Source organism: Verrucosispora sp. WMMA2044 (assembly GCF_027497155.1).
In the GTDB taxonomy this organism is placed as follows: domain Bacteria; phylum Actinomycetota; class Actinomycetes; order Mycobacteriales; family Micromonosporaceae; genus Micromonospora; species Micromonospora palythoicola.
In genome coordinates this window covers 863,388-881,279 of the sequence record NZ_CP114913.1, presented here as the reverse complement: position 1 = coordinate 881,279, position 17,892 = coordinate 863,388, and the positions used below count along the sequence as shown (strand labels likewise).

The window sequence follows — 17,892 nt, the reverse complement described above, 5'->3', positions numbered from 1 at the left end:
CGGGGTCACCCCTGGGTGGTTTCGATGAAAGCGGTCTGAATGAGACGGTTGGGCTGGCCGCGGCGGACAAGCACACCTCGGCCCGGTGGCCGTTGTGCCGCCCGTTCATCGCCGAGGACGACGCCCTCCCGAGGATCACCGGAGAGAATCAGGCCACCGCAGCCCATGTCGCGGATGCGGGTGGTGAGCACATCGGACATCCCGGTGCGGATCATCCCGGAGACGCGGCGGGCGAGGACCATGTGCAGGCCGACCTCGCGGGCCTGCGGGATGAACGGCAGGAAGGGTGCGAGGACACTCTGCGGGCCGACAATCAGGTCGTAGTCGTCCACAACGACGTAGATCTCGGTGCCCTCCCACCAGTCGCGCGCCTTGAGCTGTGCGGGGGTGATGTCTGGCGGTGGCACGCGTTCCTTGAGCTTCTCCACCACCTGCTGCACGTACACCTGGGCCGTCCCCGCGTCCCCGGCGTACGCGCCGAGGTGCTCTTCCGGCACGGCGTCCAGGAGGGAGTGCCGGTAGTCGAAGAGGACGACGCGCATGTCGTATGGTGAGGTGCGCGCGGTGAGCCCGGCAAGCCAGGTCCGCAGCAGCGAACTCTTGCCCGCCCCGGCGTCGCCGTAGACGAGGAAGTGCGGGTCGCCGTCCATGAGGTCGAGCCCGACCGTTGAGAGGTCGTGCTCGGCGAGGCCGACCGGTACCGCCGCACCGGGCAGCGGCGACAGGTCGTCGACCAGCACACGCTGCGGTAGCAGCCGGACTGGTGACGCGACCGGGCCGGCCCAGTGCTCGGTAATCTTGGCGAGGGCTTCCTGCTGGGCCTCGCGCAGCCCGTCGCCGGAGTCGACACCGTCGAGGCGGGGCAGCACGAGATGGAAGAAGACACCGGGTGCGCTGATGCCTCGGCCAGCCATGTTGGACGGGATTCGCGCGGCGAGCCGGCGGTTGACGTCGGATTCGGTGCTGTCGTTGAGCCGCAACTCGATGCGGGTGCCGATGCTGTCGCGCAGGGCGGGGCGGATGTCGTTCCAGCGTCCGGAGGTCAGGACGAGATGCACACCGACGCCGAGACCGCGGGCGGCGATCTCGGTGACGTACGCCTCCGCGCTCTCGAACTCGGCCCGCAGCGCCCCCCAGTTGTCGATCAGCAGGAAGACATCGGCTGTCCGTAGCCCGTCCGGTAACAGCCCTGCCTGGCGGCGCTCGCGCAGTTCGGTGATGGACTCGATGCCCAGCTCACGCATTTCCCGCTCGCGTCGTACGATCAGCGTACGGATCTCGGCGAACATGCGGTTGACGAGCTCGGGCTCGTTGCGCCCGGCGACGTTGCCGACATGCGGCGTTCCGGCGTACGGGTGCAGTGTGCCGCCGCCGAAGTCGATGCAGTAGAACTGCAGCTCCTCGGGGGTGTGGGTGAGCATCCCGGACATCATGACGGTACGCAGGAACGTGCTGCGGCCGGTGCGCGGGGCGCCGACGGCAGCGAGGTGCCCGTGCACGCCGCCGAAGTCCATGACCAGGGTTTCCTGGTCCTGTTTGAGCGGCAGGTCGATGAGGCCGATCGGGACGGCAAGGCGGCCGGAGAGCGGCCACACGCGGGCGGCGTAGCCGCGGCCGGCCTTGGGCGCCGGCCGGCCGATGAGGTGGTCGAGGGCCAGTGCGGCGGGCAGCGGTGGCAGCCACACCTGGTGTGCGGGGCTGGCGATGGACTGCAGTCGTTCGGCGAGGACCTGCAGCTCGGTGGGACCGGGTCGGGCGGCCAGTGCCGCGAGTTCGTCGCTGTCGCGTTCGACGACGACGGCGTCGGTGCGCAGGTCGAATGGCACGATGGTGATGTCGCCCCCGCCCGCACCCGCGCCGGCCAGGCGTTCGGCCGGGCTGATGTACGGAGCGGAGACATGGGCGACACGGAACCTCTGGTAGATCGACTCGTCCACCTTCAAGTAGGCGGACCCGGGAATCGAGGGCAGTTTGTACGCGTCCGTCGTGCCGATCACCGTCCGGCTTTCGGCGGCCGAGAACGTACGCAGGCAGATCCGGTACGACAGGTGCGAGTCGAGGCCGCGCAGCTTGCCTTCCTCCAGCCGCTGGGTCGCCATGAGCAGGTGCATGCCCAGTGACCGACCAACCCGGCCGATCTGGACGAACAGTTCGGCGAACTCGGGGCGTCCGGAGAGCAGTTCGCCGAACTCGTCGACGATGATGAGCAGCGTGGGCAGGGGTTCGAGGCGTTCGCCGTCGGGGCCGGTGGCGCCTGCGGCGTGCCGATTCTGGTATTCGCGTACGGTGTCGACGTTTCCGGCGTCGCGCAGGATGCGCTGACGCCGCTGCTGCTCGCCCATGAGCGCGGCGAGGACGCGGTCGATCATCGCCGCGTCGTCGGCCAGGTTGGTGATCAAGCCCGCGACGTGCGGGAGGTCCTTGAGCGGCGCGAACGCCGCACCGCCTTTGAAGTCGATCAGGACGAAGGAGAGCAGTTCCGGCGAGTGCGTCAGTGCCAGGCCGGTGACCAGTGTCCGCAGGAGTTCCGACTTGCCGGAGCCGGTCGCGCCCACGATGAGCCCGTGGGGACCGAAGCCGCCCTGACCGGATTCCTTGATATCCAAGATCACCGTCTGGCCGTCGCCGTCGGTGCCGATCGGTACGCGCAGCAGGCGCGGGTCGCCCGCCCTGATCCAGCGGCTGGTCACATCGGCGCGGCCGGGATCGCTGCCCAGCACCATCTCGCTGAGCGATCGAGTGCGGGTCAGCACCTGCTCCCGCTCGTCGCTGAGCCGCAGCGGGGCGAGGTTGCGGGCGATGATCTCGGCGAGTTGCTGGCTGATCTCGTCGGGCTGGCACCGGTACGCGGGCGTGACGATCGCATCGAGGTCCCCCTCGGTGACGATGTTGCCCTCGCCGTCGAAACGGATACGCAGGTCGACGCGGCCCGGCTCGTCGCGGTCCTGCTCGCTGAGAAAGATCAGCGTGATGCCGAGCTGGTGACCTGCGGCCTGCAGCAGCGCGTTCATGAGATCGGAGCGACCCCAGTCGGAGAACGGCGCAAACCCGGTGAAGAGGACGACGAGGCGGCGCTGCCTGACCTCGGCGAGGCGCTCGCTACTGAGCATGTTGCGCCGGCTCATCACCTGCTCGTTGCGTCTGGCCAACTCACCGGCGAGGAACGCGCCGAGCACCTCGGGGTCCTCGGCGACCAGCGACACGGTGCCGCTGTCACCTTTGGCGTCGGGCTCGAAGGTGTGCGGCAGCCACTTGGTCCACTCCCACTGCTCGGTGCCGGAGGTTTCGACGGCGATGGTGACGTCGTCGGGCGCGTGGAGCACGCCGATCTGGATCAGCAGGGCACGGGCGAGCACTTCGGTCCGCGGCGGGTCGCCCACGATGCTGATGACGCCGGCCCGGCCCACGTCGACGACCATCGGCTGCTTCTCGACGTGGCCCATCCGGTCGATGAGCCGGTGCGCGGCCTGAAACGAGTCCCAGTCGAAGTCGCCGAGCGGGTCCATGTTTGGGTCCATGCCAAGCGGGGTGGCCAGCCGGACCGCGCCGTGGCCGAGCCGTACCCGGAGGAAGTCCTTGTCGCTCTGCCGCCGCTCCCACACCCGGTGCCGATTGGCGCTGATCGACCAGAGCCGGTGCGGGTCGGGGTGCGCCAGGACAGCGACCGTACGCTGCGCGGTCGCGACCTCGCGCGCCTCGTCGCGGGCGAGCGCGAGGTGGCGGCGGTACCGGGCACGGGCCCTGCGGGCCTGCTTGCTGTTCGTGCTGCGCTGCGCCATCCGCATGCCGACGACCGCGCCGGTCGAGGTCAGAAAGAACAGCACACCGATGATGATCAACGCGGGCCGACCGAAGGTCACCATGTAGGCGGCCATGCCCACACTGGACAGCAACGGAAGCAGGACACTCCACGCGTTGTTCGACGGGTTCTCCTTGGGCGGCTCCGGCGGGTTCGGGAGGGTGACCGCCTGCGAGGGAAGCTCCGGCAGCAGTAGACGCGCGGGCCGGTGGAACGCCAGACGGCTCATCGGGCTCCTCAGCCTCGAAGGTCGAACGCGATGTCGGTCAGGTCGACGGCTTCCAGGGTGCTCAGCTGCTCGTCGCTCGGGTCGTCGAGCTCCGCGATGCGGCCGGCGTGGTTCTCGGTCATCTCCTGGAACACCTTGCGGGCGAAGCGGCCGTTGCCGAAGCCCTCGCCGCGATCGACCGTGGCGAAGTATTCGGCCAGTCGCGCACTGGCCTTTTCGGACAGCCGGTAGTCATGATCTTCGGCGTGCTTCTCGACGATCCGCACAAGTTCTGTCGCGCTGTAGTCGGCGAAGGTCAGCGTCCGGGAGAAGCGTGAGGACAGGCCGGGGTTGGCGCCGATGAAGCGGCCCATCTGGTCGGGGTAGCCGGCCACGATGACCACGACCTCCTCGCGGTGGTCCTCCATCAGCTTCACGAGCGTGGAGATGGCCTCGTTGCCGAAGTCGCTGCCCTGCCCCTCGGGTACGAGGGCGTACGCCTCGTCGATGAACAGGACGCCGCCGAGCGCCCGCTGGAACGCGGCCTGCGTCTTGGGGGCGGTGTGACCGACGTACTCGCCGACCAACATGCCACGGTCGACCTCGACAAGGTGCCCACTGGCGAGCACGCCGAGCGCCGCCAGCAGTTGACCGTAGAGCCGCGCAACGGTCGTCTTCCCGGTGCCGGGGTTGCCGGCGAAGACCATGTGGCGCGACATGGGCGGCGGCGCCAGCCCGGCTTCCCGGCGACGCTTCACCAGGTGCATCAGTTTGACCATCGTGCCGACGTCCCGTTTGACGCTCACCAGGCCGATGAGCCCGTTCAGCTGATCGATGAGCGGCTGTAGCGGGTCCTCCGGTGCCTCGGTCTCCGCCTCACCGCCGGTCGCGGGGTTCTTCGCCGTGGTGTGCGACGAGGCCGGCACCACCGCCGCGGTTGCCGGCCACATCGCCGAACCGACCCGCTCGCTGTGACACTGTTCGACGACCGGCTCGGCGTCCGCTGCCAGGCTGACATCCTCGTCGGCGTCGAGTACGGCGCAGCGACGCAGCACGGGGTCCGCCTTCGCACCGACGTAGAGCGCCGGATACCCGGTACGGGAGAGGGTCACCTCCTCGGCCTCGCCGTGCGCCCCCGGGCCGAAGTAGAGGCCGTTCTTCTTGACGTTGGCGATCCTCACGCGACGCAGCGCCGGCCGAGCGCCCGTCCACACCGCGAGACCGCTGCCCCCGACCGCCTCGATCGCGCAGTCGTCGAGCACCGGATCGGCGTCGGAGTCCACGAAGACACCCGCCGCCCCGCAACTCGCCACGGTGCTCCTGAGCAGGGTGGGTGCCGAGCCGGCTGCGATCTCCACACCGGTCTGGTCGATGTCGCGCACGGTGCAGTCGACGAGCAAGGGCCGGTGCGGGGTGTCCACCCGTACCCCGTTGCGGCAGTTGGTCACGGTCACCTCGCGCAGGACAGCGTCGGCCGCGTCGTCGACCTGCACACCCGTGAGGTCCGCGTGTTCGACGACGGTGTCCTTCGCGTGCAGCACCGAGCGGCCGGAGGCCCGAATGCCCAACTCGGCGGTCGCGGTGATGGTGACGCCGTGCAGTGTCACCGCTGCGGTCCCGGTGAGATGGACCGCGGTGAAGCCGCTCTCGCGCACCTCCGCGTCGTGCAGTTGCAGCCGGCTGTCGCCGACCGCGAGGACGCCGTTGGCCTTCGAGCCGGTCAGTGCGCCGTTACGCCAGCGCACCTGGGTGTTGTCGCGCAGCGCCACAGCGGTCTGGGTGCTGTTGGTCACCCGTGTCGAGCGGACCGCCAGCCGGCTGTCGTGCGCGGCCAGAATGCCCGCGCTGCCGGCCTGGTCGATGACGCTGTCGTCGAGCAGCGTCATCGACTCGCCACCGGTGACGATGCCCGCGGCTCCGGTGCGGCTGATCTCGCACCGCCGCACCACGACCCCGCCGGTTTCGCCCGGTTCTGCCGGCACCAGGTCGTCGGGCCGCCCCGGGCGCAATGCGGGCCACCAGTCGGCACCGAGGCCGGCGCTGCCGAGAACGCGTACGCCGTCGCCGCCGATGTCGTGGACGTGGCTGTCGAGCAGGCGCAGGGTGCCGGTTTCGCGCACCTCCACGCCCGCGTCCTCGGCCGAGCCGATGTCACAGGTCCTGAGCACGGCCGTGGCGGTGTCGCCGACCCGGACACCGACCCCCCGCACATCGTTGAGCACCGCGCCGGAAAGCGTCAGGTGCGACGAGCCGCCCGCCGCCACCGCGACGCCGACAATCTTCGTGATGATCAAATTGTCGGCCGCCAGCCGGGCGCCATCGGCCACGCTGAGTGCACACGTCCCGGTCTCCTCGACCGTACAGCCGGTGAGCCTGGCCTCCGAACGGCCCCCGACGTGGACGAACCCCGCGGTCACCCGGCTGGATTCCAGTTCGAGATAGCCGGCCGAGACCACCACAGCGGCATCGCCGGTCCCGCCGCCGCGCACCGTGATGCCGCGCAGGGTTGTCGAGCCGCCACGCACCTGCACCGCAGGCCCGTCCGGCGCAACCAACTCCACCAGGCCGGACTCGTCCTCGGCAACGATTGTCACCTCGTGTTCCAGCACCAGACACTCCCGGTAGGTACCGGGCGAGACCACGACGACCGTGCCGGGTTTGGCGGCACGCGCCGCCGCGCCGATCGTCTTGTGCCGGCTCCAGGCCCTGGTGGACACCCGCTCTACCTTGCCGGTGAGCGGGGTACGGGCGGCGGCGGGAGCACCCGCGGCGAGGAACTCAGGAGACACAGTGCACCCGCACCTGACCGAACGCGACGCGGGCCCGGCTGGTTCCGGAGGCGGCCGAGGCATCGAGGCTGACCGCGATCTGGCCCTGGTGCACCGGGTAGGAGCCGGCGTCGAACCAGGTGCCGGCGTTCGCCTGCTGGTCGATGGTGAAGCTCGCGTACGAGGTTCCGGCCGTGCCTGCCGTGACCGCGTACTTCGCCGCGCCGACCAGCTCCGATCCGGTCTTTGGCACGAAGACGCTGAGAGAGCAGGAGTTGATCTGCTCTCCCGGGGTGAACCACCAGGTCGCTGACTGGCCGGTGACCGGACGGCCGCCCTCGTCGCCGGGTTGCGGCAGCGTCACGGCGGTGCCCTTGCAGCCGTCCTGTGGCCAGCCGCCCGTGCCGGCCGTCCGCCACTGTGCGGTACGACCACGGGCATCGAACCCCCGACCGGCGGCGGCCGCACAGTCCCAGCCGGTGACCGCGTCGAACACCACCGTCGGCCGCACGCTCGGCACGACCGTGATGCCCTTCGCGGCAGCCTCCTGTTCCGGTGTCATCGGCTTGATGAGGTTCCAGAACACGCCGACAACCACCGCGCCGACCGCCACCGCGGCGGTCACCGTGATCAGGGTGGGCATCCGGACGGCCACCCGCTCGCTCGCAGGCCGCTCCGCCGCATGTTCCACGAACGCCCGGACGAACTCGCGGCGCTGGCTGACCTCGGCCGACGCGCGGTGCTCCGGAGCCGGCGGAGCTGCCACCACCGGCCGGCGCACCGGCTGCCCGGCCGTGGTATCCGTGCTCACAGGTCCAGTCATGTTGGTCTTCCGCGCTCCCCGCTCCGTCCGTGACGCACTAGAACGGCCCGCAGCCCGCAGCGGTTCACGGCTGCCCGAATTCCTTCGCCGCTCCTGCGGCCCGTGCCGTGACCGCCTGCATATGGGCGAGCACCGTCAGGCGGCGACGACGTCCGAGGCCGGATCGACGTCCCCCGGCACGAACAGGCACGACAGCGCGCGGTGCAGATCGACCAGATTCGGCTCGGCCGCCACGAAACCGGCCGCCCGGACGTGCGCGAGCAGTTGCCCGTCCGGCGCGACACCGTGCTCGCGCAGGTAGTAGGCGACAGTGTCGGTCCACACCCACGAGCCGTCGGTGCGATAGTTCATCGGCACGGCCCGGCCGCGCTGCGGATCCAGAACGTCCTGCTGTGTCTGGGGGGTGATCACGAAAGTCCGGCCACCGTCGAGGAAACCGAGCACCGCGGCGCGCTCGTCCTCCGCCAGCCGTGGGTGCCACTCGTGGAAATACGGTCCCGCGTCCCGGTCGACGCCGTCGAACACCTGCGCCACGCGCACCGGCTCCGTGGCGTCCAGCGCCCAGAGCAGCGCCGAGGAGGCGAGCGCCGCGCCGGCCGCCGGTGGTGCCGGATCATCGGTCGCCACGCCGATCACCAGGGTGGCGTCCGGGCCGGTCTCGGTCAGGGCGGCACGTACCGCAGCGGTTGCGATTTCCGGGTCGTCCGCCTCCAGCACGTAGACACGGGTGGCCGAACTGCCGGTCGCGGCGGCGAAGCGCCACGAACGCCACAACGCGCGCGTACCCACGGTGGCCCGCACCGCCGCCAGCGCTGCCTCGTCGTAGTCGTTCGTGGCGGCAGTCCACAGCCGCCGGTCCGCGACGGTGAGATCGAGCACAGGCGGCATCACATCACCCAGATCCGGGACGTCCACTCGCAGCGCGCGATGGACGGAGGCGTCGTCGCTGGTGCTGTCCATGCTGCTCGTTCCCCTCAGATGAGGTCCGGTGACCGGACACCGCGCATCATCACCCGGTGCGCGGGGCACGGCCAACCCCCACGAAGAGGGGACACGGCGGGCACCTGCCTCAGCAGTCGTAGACCAGCTCCGCGAAGCTGGTCATCACCGCCCGGTTCTCGTTCGACGGGCTCACGGACGACAGCAGGACGTTGATCAGCTCCGGTTTCGTCGTCCGCAGTAGGCCCTTCGCCGCCGCCAGCACGTCGGTGGCCGAGAGAGGACCGCCGCGTAGCGCCGACTGGGCATACCGGAGAACGCTCGCCAGCGCCGCGTCGGAGCCGACCGGGCCTTCCAGCGCGAGATACAACTCCGGCAGGGCACCACGGACCGCCTCGCCAGCGCCGAACAACCCGAGCAGCAGCCGGTCGCGCGCCGCCGGGTCCGGCTCAGCCAGGAACGCCGCGACGGCTTCACCGTGCCCGGCGAACCAGAGAGTGTCCACGGCGTCGCGGGCCGAGCCGGGATCCAGCTCGGCGGCCCGCACGTCGGACAGCCCGCCTGAGGACGTGTCCAGGCCGGCCGCCGGCCGGACCTCGCTCGGCGGCTCGGGCAGCGGGCTGAGCCAGTGGAATGCCGACTGCCCCGACTCGACCGGCATCCGCTCCACCAGATCGAGACCGGCACCTACTACCGCCTCCGGGACCGTCACACCCGGCTCGCCCACCACGATGAGGGCGTCGCCGGCCTCGATGCCCGAACGAACCCGGGTGGCGAGGTCCAGATCGGGAGTCCCGGCGGGCCGCGCCCACAGCCCCCACGGCAGGTCCTCCATGATCCAGCCCGCCGGCAGCTCGAACAGGCCGGCCCGGCCGCCGGGCCGCAGCCCGTACGGCGTCTCCGGCCGGACGACGGTCGGGCGCACCAGCCAGTGCTCCGCCCAGCGCCGCAGGGTCGGAGTGCCGTCCGCGGTGACCGGCACGGCCCGACGAGACTGTCGTGCGTCGACGGGCGGCTCGGTGTAGGAGACCGTGACACCGTAGCGGTCACCCAGCGTCCGGAGCACAGGCTGCGGTGTCAGCGGGGCGTGCACGACGATCCGGGAACGCTGCACCGGGTCGCTGATCTGGTTGGTGACCTCGGTGAGGAAGCCGGCCAGATCCGCGCCGGGTGCCACGATGACTCGCTGCCCCCCGGCGATCGGAACGAACGAGTCCGCGATCGTGGCCATCGCGTCCGTCGGCGGGGCACCGGGCGTGCGCAGCAGCAGACCGGAAGCTACCACCGCGAAACCGCCCGGCAGCGTCGCCGCCGCATCGTGCAGCGCCTTGCGCAGGGCATCGGTGCTGAGCACATCGTGGCCGGGCAGTTCGACGCTCGCCCGGTCGGCGACCTCGCGTAGACCGGTCGCGACCGCACCGGCCTCCGCCGCGGTCGGCCTGCCCCGGAAGTACCGGTCGTAGCCGACCAACCAGTCGTGAGCGAAGGCGACCGACAGCATGCCGGCCACCGGCGTCGGTGGCAGCGTGTCACGGGCAGCCAGCAGGCCCTCGAAGGCGCGTTCGGCGCGGTGCAGTTCGGTGGTGAGCTGCTCCTGGTGCAACAGGCGGGCAGGCACTGATCCGGCGAGCCCGGCCACCCGGTCGGCCAGTTCCGCGGTGGCCGCCGCGATCGCGATCTCCGTGTTGCCGCCCCGCGCCGCGCGAGCCCGGGCCGCCGTGTCCGCCTCGCGCAGCACCGCCTCGACCTCCCGGGCGATGCGGTTACGCACGTCGACGGTGACCTCACGCCCATCGCGGTGCAAGCCCACGGAGATCTCGGCACGGACAGCGTCGAGGATCGGTCGCGCCGCCTGCTCGTACGCGGTCGGCGGCTCCGCCAGCGGCTCGGCCCCGGCCGTGCCGGCGCTGGCGGCGGTGGCCTGGGCACGGGCGGCGTACTCGCGCAGCCTGTCGTCGTTGAAGTAGTGGGTGATGCTGCGCTCGATCTCGGCGGCGAGGTCTTCCCAGTGCGCGGCCTGAATCTTCGCGAACGGGTCGAGCTTCTCCTTCACCGACGCGCGGAGCTTCTCCGCGGCGGCGGCGAAGAACTCCTGTTGAGCCAGGGCGTACGCCGACTCTGGCGGCTCGTCCCAGCCGTGCTCCTCGGACACGTGCCGGTGCGCTGCCACCGCGGCGGCCACCGCCTCGTCGTGCCGGTGTGCCTGCAGGTGGACGAAGGCGTCCCGGCGAATGCTGGTGCGCAGGTGCTCGTACTGGTGACGCCACTGGGCCTCGGCGTCGACGAAGAGCGAGTCGTAGGCCCGTACCGCCGCCGTGATCGCCGGGGCGAACACCTCCCCGAACCACCGTCGGCCGGTGGTGACGAAGTCCGCGCGAAGCGCGTCGCGCGCCGCCGCAGGCAGGCCGTCGAGCGTCTGGATGCCCGTGTGCCCGGTGTGCGCGGTGGCCTCGGCGACCGCGGTGTCGAAGTCGCGAACCAGGTCGGGACGGTGCCGCTCGGCGAGCGTCGCGGTTTCTAGCCGACGGGCGTGGTCTGCCAACAGGACGTTCGTCTGCTGCTGCCAGCCCTTCGCCCGCTCGGCATCGGTGAGCGCGGCGATCTCGTCCACCGGCCGGCGCAACGCGTCCAGTTGATCCTGGAACGCCTGGCGCTGCAGGTCCTCCAAACCGTAGAAGCGCTTCGTCCGCAGGGCGAGCTGCTCGGCGGCGAACAGCTCTCCGAGGACACGCACCGACAGGTCGGAGAGGTTCTGGTCCAGCGCGTCCGCCCGCCCGGCATCGACCAGCCCGTGGAACTGCGTCGCAGCGCTCTGCGCCGCCGTCCAAGCCGTCTGCGCCATCCTCAGGTCGACTTCGACGCTCCGGAAAAGCCGATCCGTGTACGCCCGCCACACCGCGTCCCGGCCGCCGTCCTCGGCGAAGCGCGCCTCGTCCCCCTGGTAGCGGATGACGTCGTGGTTGTGCAGGACGTCCGCGACGAACGTACGGCGCATCCGGTCCTGCACTGCGGCGGGCAGGTCCAAGCCGTGGTCGTAGTCGACCACGCCGACGGCCCGGGTGAAGAGGTCATCGGCGAGTTCGGCCGCCTCGAACTCCTGAGCGAACCGGACGGAGTCGTCGATCCACCGGTGGCGCAGCAGGTCGTGGAGCACCGGCGGGATCGACTCCGGATCCCGCATCCGGCTCAGCTCGGTCCGGAACTCCTCGTCGGTCACCGAGGTGACCGGGTCGTTCACATCGGTGGTCGCTGCGGGGACGTCCCTGGCGACGGCCTGCTCGATGATCTGCGGCAGGGCGGCGGCTGCGGCGGCGACATAGGCGGGCCACGAGGCGCTATCCGGCCGGTCCCGCCACGACGCGGCGATGCGCGCGTCGTACTCGGCCCGGACCGCCTCCAGGTCCAGGCGCGTCCCCGGGCTCGACATCCGGAACTCGGCGATCCCGGCCCGGAACCGGCTGTCCGCGTCCAACCCGGCCGCGTGCAGGTCACGCTCGGCCGTAACGGCCCCAACGGTACGGTCCGCGATGTCCTTCTCGGCCTGCTCCAGCGGCGTCGACTGAGCCGCCGTACGCGGCGGCGGGTCGGGTAGCGGATCGGCGCGGGTGACCGTGGACGGTGTCGAGATCGGATCGCGCGGCTGCGGCTTCGCCATGAGCAGCGCCTCGCCCGGCCCGGCCGGCAGAATCCCCTCGGGACGGTTCTGCGTGCCGGGCAACAGCTTGGCGTCATCCGTCCGCATCCGGGTGGCGAGGTCGTCCATCACCCGGCCGAAGGTGCTCCTGTTCGCCGCGGTCTGCTCGGCCTCCCGCACCGCCAGTTCGTCGGCGTGCTGCCTCGCGGTGATGATGGAAATCTGCTCGCCGATCTCCAGGCGCGTCTGGTCGACGCTGTCGAAGTCGCCCTTGCGGTACGCCTCCGCCAGCCTGTTCCGGGCGCCGTTGACGACGTCGTCGGCGAGGTCGTAGCCGGACGGCATCGTCAGATCGGCGAGCCGGCCGCCGATGTCTTTCATCTGCCGCGCCTCGCTCAGCTCGGCCCGGAAACCGGCCCGGGCCAGCTGCTGCAGTTCGGCGTCGCTGCCTGCGAGATCCTCGGTGCGCACCTTGTTCGGCGGCACCTCGAACCGGGCGTACATCTCCTCGACGAGGGTCCTGCGTGCCGCGACGCCCCTGGTGTCGCTCAGGATCTCGGAACCCCAGCGATCGTCGATGCCCCTGAGCAGTTGCGCGGTGGCGGCGTCGTCCAGCCCCGCGTCCCCGGCCAGGCCCTTGCCGAAGGTCCGTAGCGCGTCGAAACTCGCAGTGCTCGCCGGTACGTTCGGCATCGCCGGTAGCTCGTCGTGCGGCGGCTGGCCCTTCGGGACGTCCAGTTCGTCGAGCCGGCGGGCGACCTCCTCGGCCCGTGACTGATCCGCCACGTCGTCGGTGCGGCCCATACGCTCCGAGACGGACGGCTCCACCCGCTGCCCGGGCGTGGGCTTGAGCGGGGCCTTCGTGTGCAGCTCGGGCAGCACGTCCCGGCGGAAAGCCTCCTGGATCCGATCCCGGGCGGCGAGTTCCTCAGGCGTACGCGCCCCGGCCGGGGCAGGCGTCGGCTCGGCCGCCGTCACCGTCGACCCCGGCGGGTCGATCGGCTTGCGCAACTCCGCCAGCCGCCTCGCGAGTTCCTGGTCAGCCTCGAACCCGGCCCTGGCGGCCCGACTGTTCGCAAGAGCCCGCGCCTCGTTCAGCGGGCCGGTGATCTCGTCGATGACAGCGACGTCCCCTTGCCGGTACGCGAGCGTCAGCCGTTCCCGCGCCGTGTCGTCGAACGGCAGTCCGTGGCGCTCGAAGTCGTCGGTGAGCCGTACCTGCCGATCAATCAACCGGTTGGTCCGGCCCCGCGAGTCCAGTTCGTCGCCGTAGACCTGGCGCGCGTGGCGGCCGCTGATACCGCCGTTGATGTCCCGGCTGGCCAGCGTCGCGGCCCGCTCCGGGTCCATGCCCGCCCGGACGGCGATGTTCTCCAGCAGCGTCCGCTTCGCCTCGTCCAGCGAGAGCGTCCCGCCCCACCGCGCCTCGACCTCTGCCCGGATCTCGACGATCTCCTTGGGTGAGAGTCCGGCACGGCCACCAAGATGGTCCGCCGAGCCCAGCAGCTCGTCGAGTTCCTTCGGGCGCAGCTGCGGGAGCGCCTCGAGTCGCTTCACCGCGTCGGCCGTCTCACTCTGGTGGTGCGCCCACTCCTTCTCGGAGGCCACGATGTCGTCGTGGCGCTGCCCCGCCGGCGGCTCGACCCGGGTCGGCTCCACGGGTGTCCTGAGGCCCATGGCCCTCGCCGCGCCCGCTGCGTCCTCGGCGCCGACCCGCTTCTTGAACTCGGCGAGCGGCCCGTCGCGGAAGTCGTGCACGAACTTGTCGCGGGCGGCCTTCTCCGCGGCGGCGTCCGAGGCGGCGACGGCGTCCCGGTCCGCTTTCCACTGCTTGAGCCGGGCCACCTGGTCCTCCATGGCGGCCAGGGACTTCTCGCCAGCTGTGTTCTTCGCGGCTTCCCGGGTGTCGATGGCCTGGTCGAGGTCGCGGGTGATCTTGTCGAGGCTCGTCGCGTCGCCGGAACGCAAGGCCTGGGTCAACTCCTTGCGGATGCTCCCCGTCATCGGGACGCCAGCGTCCTCGGCGTGACCGATGCGCAGGTTCACCAACCGCTCGATCATGCGGTTGTCGTCGGCGAAAGCCTGGAGTTCGGCCTGGAACTCGGTGCGGGCGACCTGCGCGGTCGCGGTGTTCGGCGAGGTCACCCGTTCCGCGAAGCCACGGGCCACGCTCGCATCCATGCCCGCCCGCGCACCGATGCCCTCGATCAGTTCGCGGGTCACGGCCGCCTCGGTGCCCTTACCCAGCACCGCATCGGGGCCGAGGCCGTCCAGCAGCTCGTCGAGCTCGCGCCGGGGCAGCCCTGCCGCAGCGCCGAAGTCCTCGATCATCGCCCTGGGACGTTCCAGGCCCGTCGGCACGGCCGGGAACTCCGCCACCTCCTCGGGCTTCGGCGCACCGGGTTTGCCCTTCGGTGGCTCCGGCAACTCTCCGAGGGATCGTCCTTCGACCAGATTTCCCGCCGAGGACACGTCCCTGCCACCACTGCCCTGTCCGGCGCCAGGGTCTCGTGCCGGCACCTCCGGGAATTCAGGAACTCGGGATCCTGTGATCCGGTCAAACAGCGATCGTGGCGTCTCGACGCCGTCGACCAGGTCGTCGCTCCATCGGACGGCGGCACCGTCGGTCAACCGGTCAAGCCGCTCCTGAAGGGCTGCGTCGGCGGTCTTGCCGCTGCTCTTCATGTCGGGGTTCCGGCCATCCCGCACCCCGAGGACCGGGCTCTGCGAGGCGTCGGTCGGCACCTTGGCCGGCACCGGGGTGGTTTCCACCGCCGGATGGCGCGTTGTTCCCGTACGCGCCTCGGGCGTGTCGGTCCGCGACGGCGGCTCGATGGGACGCCCGACCGGCCTGGGCGTCTCCACCACGGGCACCGGATGCGGCGTGCCGGCACCATTGGGGATGTCGCGCACCGGGGCTGCGCCGGGCTGCACGGCACCGGACCCGGACACGCCGGTCTCGCGCGGCGGTGCGCTCGGGTGACCGGCGTTCGTGCCCGCGGCGCTCACCGGCGTCGACGACACCGCATCCCGTGACGGCACGATCCCGCCGACGGTACGCGTGGGAGCCGTGGTGGCTCCGATGGTTGGCACCTCCGGAGCGACCGCCCGAACCGGCGTGACCGGCACCTCCGGGGCGACCACCCGACCGGGGGCGGTCGGTGCCAGGTGCTCGACTCCGACCGCCCGGGACGGGGGCCAGGTGACGTGCACGCCGGTGGGCAGATCAGCGAGTCCGCCGGGACGCATCGCGGGCGGCAGATTCACGCCGTGCGGCACGGGCGCGGGGCCGCTCGTGACGGTGTGGTGCATCCCGCGGCCCTGCCCGGCGGCCGGTACCTCGGCCCTCGGCGTGCCGTGCGCAGAGGAGGCGTTCACCGGCGCGTGCTCGACCGAAGGCGGCACGGAGTTGACCGCGCCCGGTCGCGCCGTGCTGGCCGGTACGTTGTCGCCGAGGTGCGGCGACGGCGTACCCTGCCTGGCCACATTGCTCGGTGCGTGCTCGGCCAGGTTCGGCGGGGAGCCCGTCGTGGCACCGCCGGGGCGTACCCCGTTCGTGGGGACATGCTCACCGAGGCCGGGCGGTGCGGTCGTGACCGGAGCGCCACCGCCGGGCCGGATGACGTTCGTGGGCAGGTGCTCACCCAGGTACGGCGGGGCAGCGGCGGTGCCACCGGGGCCGGGGCGTACGGCCGGGTTGGTGACGTGCCCGCCGGTCGAGGTGGCGTGCAGATCGGACACCGTTCCGCGGGCGCCGACAGTGCCCGTCGAGGCGCTGTCCGGGGTGACGACGCGGCCCGTTCCGTGCGTGTTGGCCATGGAGGCGGCGGTGTCCGCGCCGCTGAGGGCCGTCTGGGGTGGCGGTTGAGCGACCAGGTCGCCACGTCCCGCGACGGTGGCGGCGATGTCGAAGCTGCCACGATGGGACGGCGTGGGGGTGAGCGGCGAGATGTCGCCGATGTCCGTGCTGCCTCGGCCACCCACCGACGACACCGGGGAGACGTCTCCGCCGGCGGAGACGCGCGGAGGCTGGCCGACCCCGACGCCCCGGTCGAGGTTGGCGACCGGCGGGGTGTCACCGGTCGGCACCGTCGGCGCCCGGTTGGCGACGGTGCCGCCCGGTGGGGTGGTGTCGACGTTTAGGGTACCGACCTCCCTCGGGCCCGGCGGCCCACTGATGCCCTTGCCGCCGATGTGTCCCCCGGGGGTGGCGACGGCGGACTGGAGCGTCGGCATCGCCGGGGTGACGATGTTCTCCGAGGTACGCGGGACGGTCTGCGGGGCGGCGTGCTCCGCCGCACGCCCGGCGTTGCCCACCGACCCGGCGCCGGAGTAGACCCGCTGGTCCCCCACCGCGCTGGTGGGTGCGGCACGGCCCGCGCCCGGGAGGACCGGCGGGACGTCGGTGGCGCTGAAGGCGGTCCCGTCGACGCCGACGGTGGGCACGTTCTCCACCGTGCCACCCTGGTAGGGCTGGGGTTTGTCGACCAACGCGCCGTTGGTGGTGACGTCGGTGCTGGAACCGCCGACGGGGGTGGATGCGGGGTTCGGTATGTCACCCGGTCTGCCACCGGTGCCCACCCCCTTGACCGGGACGTTGTTGACGCCGCGAATGGAGAAGAGGCCACCCATGACAGCGGCGATGACGACGCTGATGGCGATGCTGGCGGTGTAGTCGGCGGGTACGCCCACGATGGCGGAGACCACCGCGGTGGTGCCGAACTCCATGGCCACCTGCAGGGTGCCCCACACGATGATGCCGATAGCGACGTCGATGACCGCGGTGACGATCTTGCCGGCGAGCTGGCTCATGGCGGAGAGCAGGCCGGCCAGCAGGCGGCCGAGAGCAGCCAGCATCGGGCCGAGGACCGCAGCGAGTCCGATGGTGAGCAGGCCGAAGAGGGCCAGCACGATCTCGATGATCGTGCGGGCCTTCTCCTTGTCGATCGCCTCCTGGACCTTGTCGGCGTAGTCGTCTAGGAACTTCGCGAACTCGTGGGCGGCCTGCTGCACCTTGCGCAGCTTGAGGTCGACGAGGTTCGTCGCGGTGTCCGCCGAGTGGTGGGCCAGGCCGAACCAGGTGATGTCGTTGTAGGCGGCCATCATGTTGTCGCCCAGCAGCTCCAGGCGATCACCCTGGGCCCGCCAGTCTGCGGCGAGTTGACGCAGTGCCGCGGGATCCGGACGGCCGTCCTGCGGAGCACCCACGGATCAGCTCTCTTCGGGCTTGTGCCAGGGATAGGGGTTGTCGGAGTAGTCCGCCTTGATCGGGTCGAGGGTGGTGTCCTCATTGGCCGGCGGCGGGCTGCCGTCGCTGGCCTCGGGCTCCTGCTCCATCTGCGCGCAGAAGGCGTCCCACATGTCGGTAACGGAATGCTCGGCGTTGTTGTAGTTCGCGGCGGCGACGACCACACCGCTGCGGACCTTGTCCAACAGGCCGGGCGTTTCGACGCCCTCCCCGTCGGCGGTCGGCACGCCGAAGAGCCGTTCCTGGATGTCCTTGAGCCGGGTGTTGAACTCGTCGGCGGCGTCGGCGCTCTCACCGATCCAGCCGATCTTGATGCTCTCCCAGGTTTGGCCGATGGTCTCCCAACATCCGATGAGGTCGGTCATGATGACCTTCATGTGCTCCGCGGCGTAGCGGTGCATCGTCTGCGGCGACACGTAGATCTCGGTCGACGCCAGGTTGTAGTCGGGCATCTCGTCACCCCTGCCGCGGTC

General features: G+C 71.1%; 6 protein-coding genes. All 6 read right to left on the bottom strand.

Annotated features, from left to right (window positions below; translation table 11 throughout):
* Positions 1-5: 5 nt before the first annotated feature.
* The 6 genes from eccCa to O3597_RS04060 all read right to left on the bottom strand — a co-directional run bounded on the left by eccCa (position 6) and on the right by O3597_RS04060 (position 17,871).
* Complete coding sequence (gene eccCa, locus O3597_RS04085; RefSeq protein ID WP_281603285.1) at positions 6-4,028, bottom strand: type VII secretion protein EccCa; 4,023 nt, start codon at positions 4,026-4,028, stop codon at positions 6-8.
* Between the two features lie 8 nt (positions 4,029-4,036).
* Complete coding sequence (locus O3597_RS04080; protein ID WP_164449496.1) at positions 4,037-6,796, bottom strand: right-handed parallel beta-helix repeat-containing protein; 2,760 nt, start codon at positions 6,794-6,796, stop codon at positions 4,037-4,039.
* A complete protein-coding gene (locus O3597_RS04075) occupies positions 6,786-7,586 on the bottom strand; it encodes a hypothetical protein (protein WP_164449495.1) in 801 nt (266 codons plus the stop codon). The genes O3597_RS04080 and O3597_RS04075 overlap by 11 nt, the downstream gene beginning before the upstream one ends.
* A gap of 147 nt (positions 7,587-7,733) precedes the next feature.
* The gene (locus O3597_RS04070) at positions 7,734-8,558 is read right to left on the bottom strand and encodes a hypothetical protein (RefSeq protein WP_164449494.1); all 825 of its coding nucleotides are present in this window, start codon (positions 8,556-8,558) and stop codon (positions 7,734-7,736) included.
* 109 nt (positions 8,559-8,667) lie between these two features.
* Positions 8,668-17,379 (bottom strand): hypothetical protein, encoded by an 8,712-nt coding sequence (locus O3597_RS04065; protein ID WP_281603284.1) that lies wholly within the window; start codon positions 17,377-17,379, stop codon positions 8,668-8,670.
* A gap of 3 nt (positions 17,380-17,382) precedes the next feature.
* The gene (locus tag O3597_RS04060; protein ID WP_164449492.1) at positions 17,383-17,871 is read right to left on the bottom strand and encodes a hypothetical protein; all 489 of its coding nucleotides are present in this window, start codon (positions 17,869-17,871) and stop codon (positions 17,383-17,385) included.
* Positions 17,872-17,892: the final 21 nt, after the last annotated feature.

Coding starts and splice junctions, on each gene's coding strand:
- O3597_RS04060 (WP_164449492.1), bottom strand. CDS start 17,871: ATGCCCGACTACAACCTGGCGTCGACCGAGATCTACGTGTCGCCGCAG.
- eccCa (WP_281603285.1), bottom strand. CDS start 4,028: ATGAGCCGTCTGGCGTTCCACCGGCCCGCGCGTCTACTGCTGCCGGAG.
- O3597_RS04070 (WP_164449494.1), bottom strand. CDS start 8,558: ATGGACAGCACCAGCGACGACGCCTCCGTCCATCGCGCGCTGCGAGTG.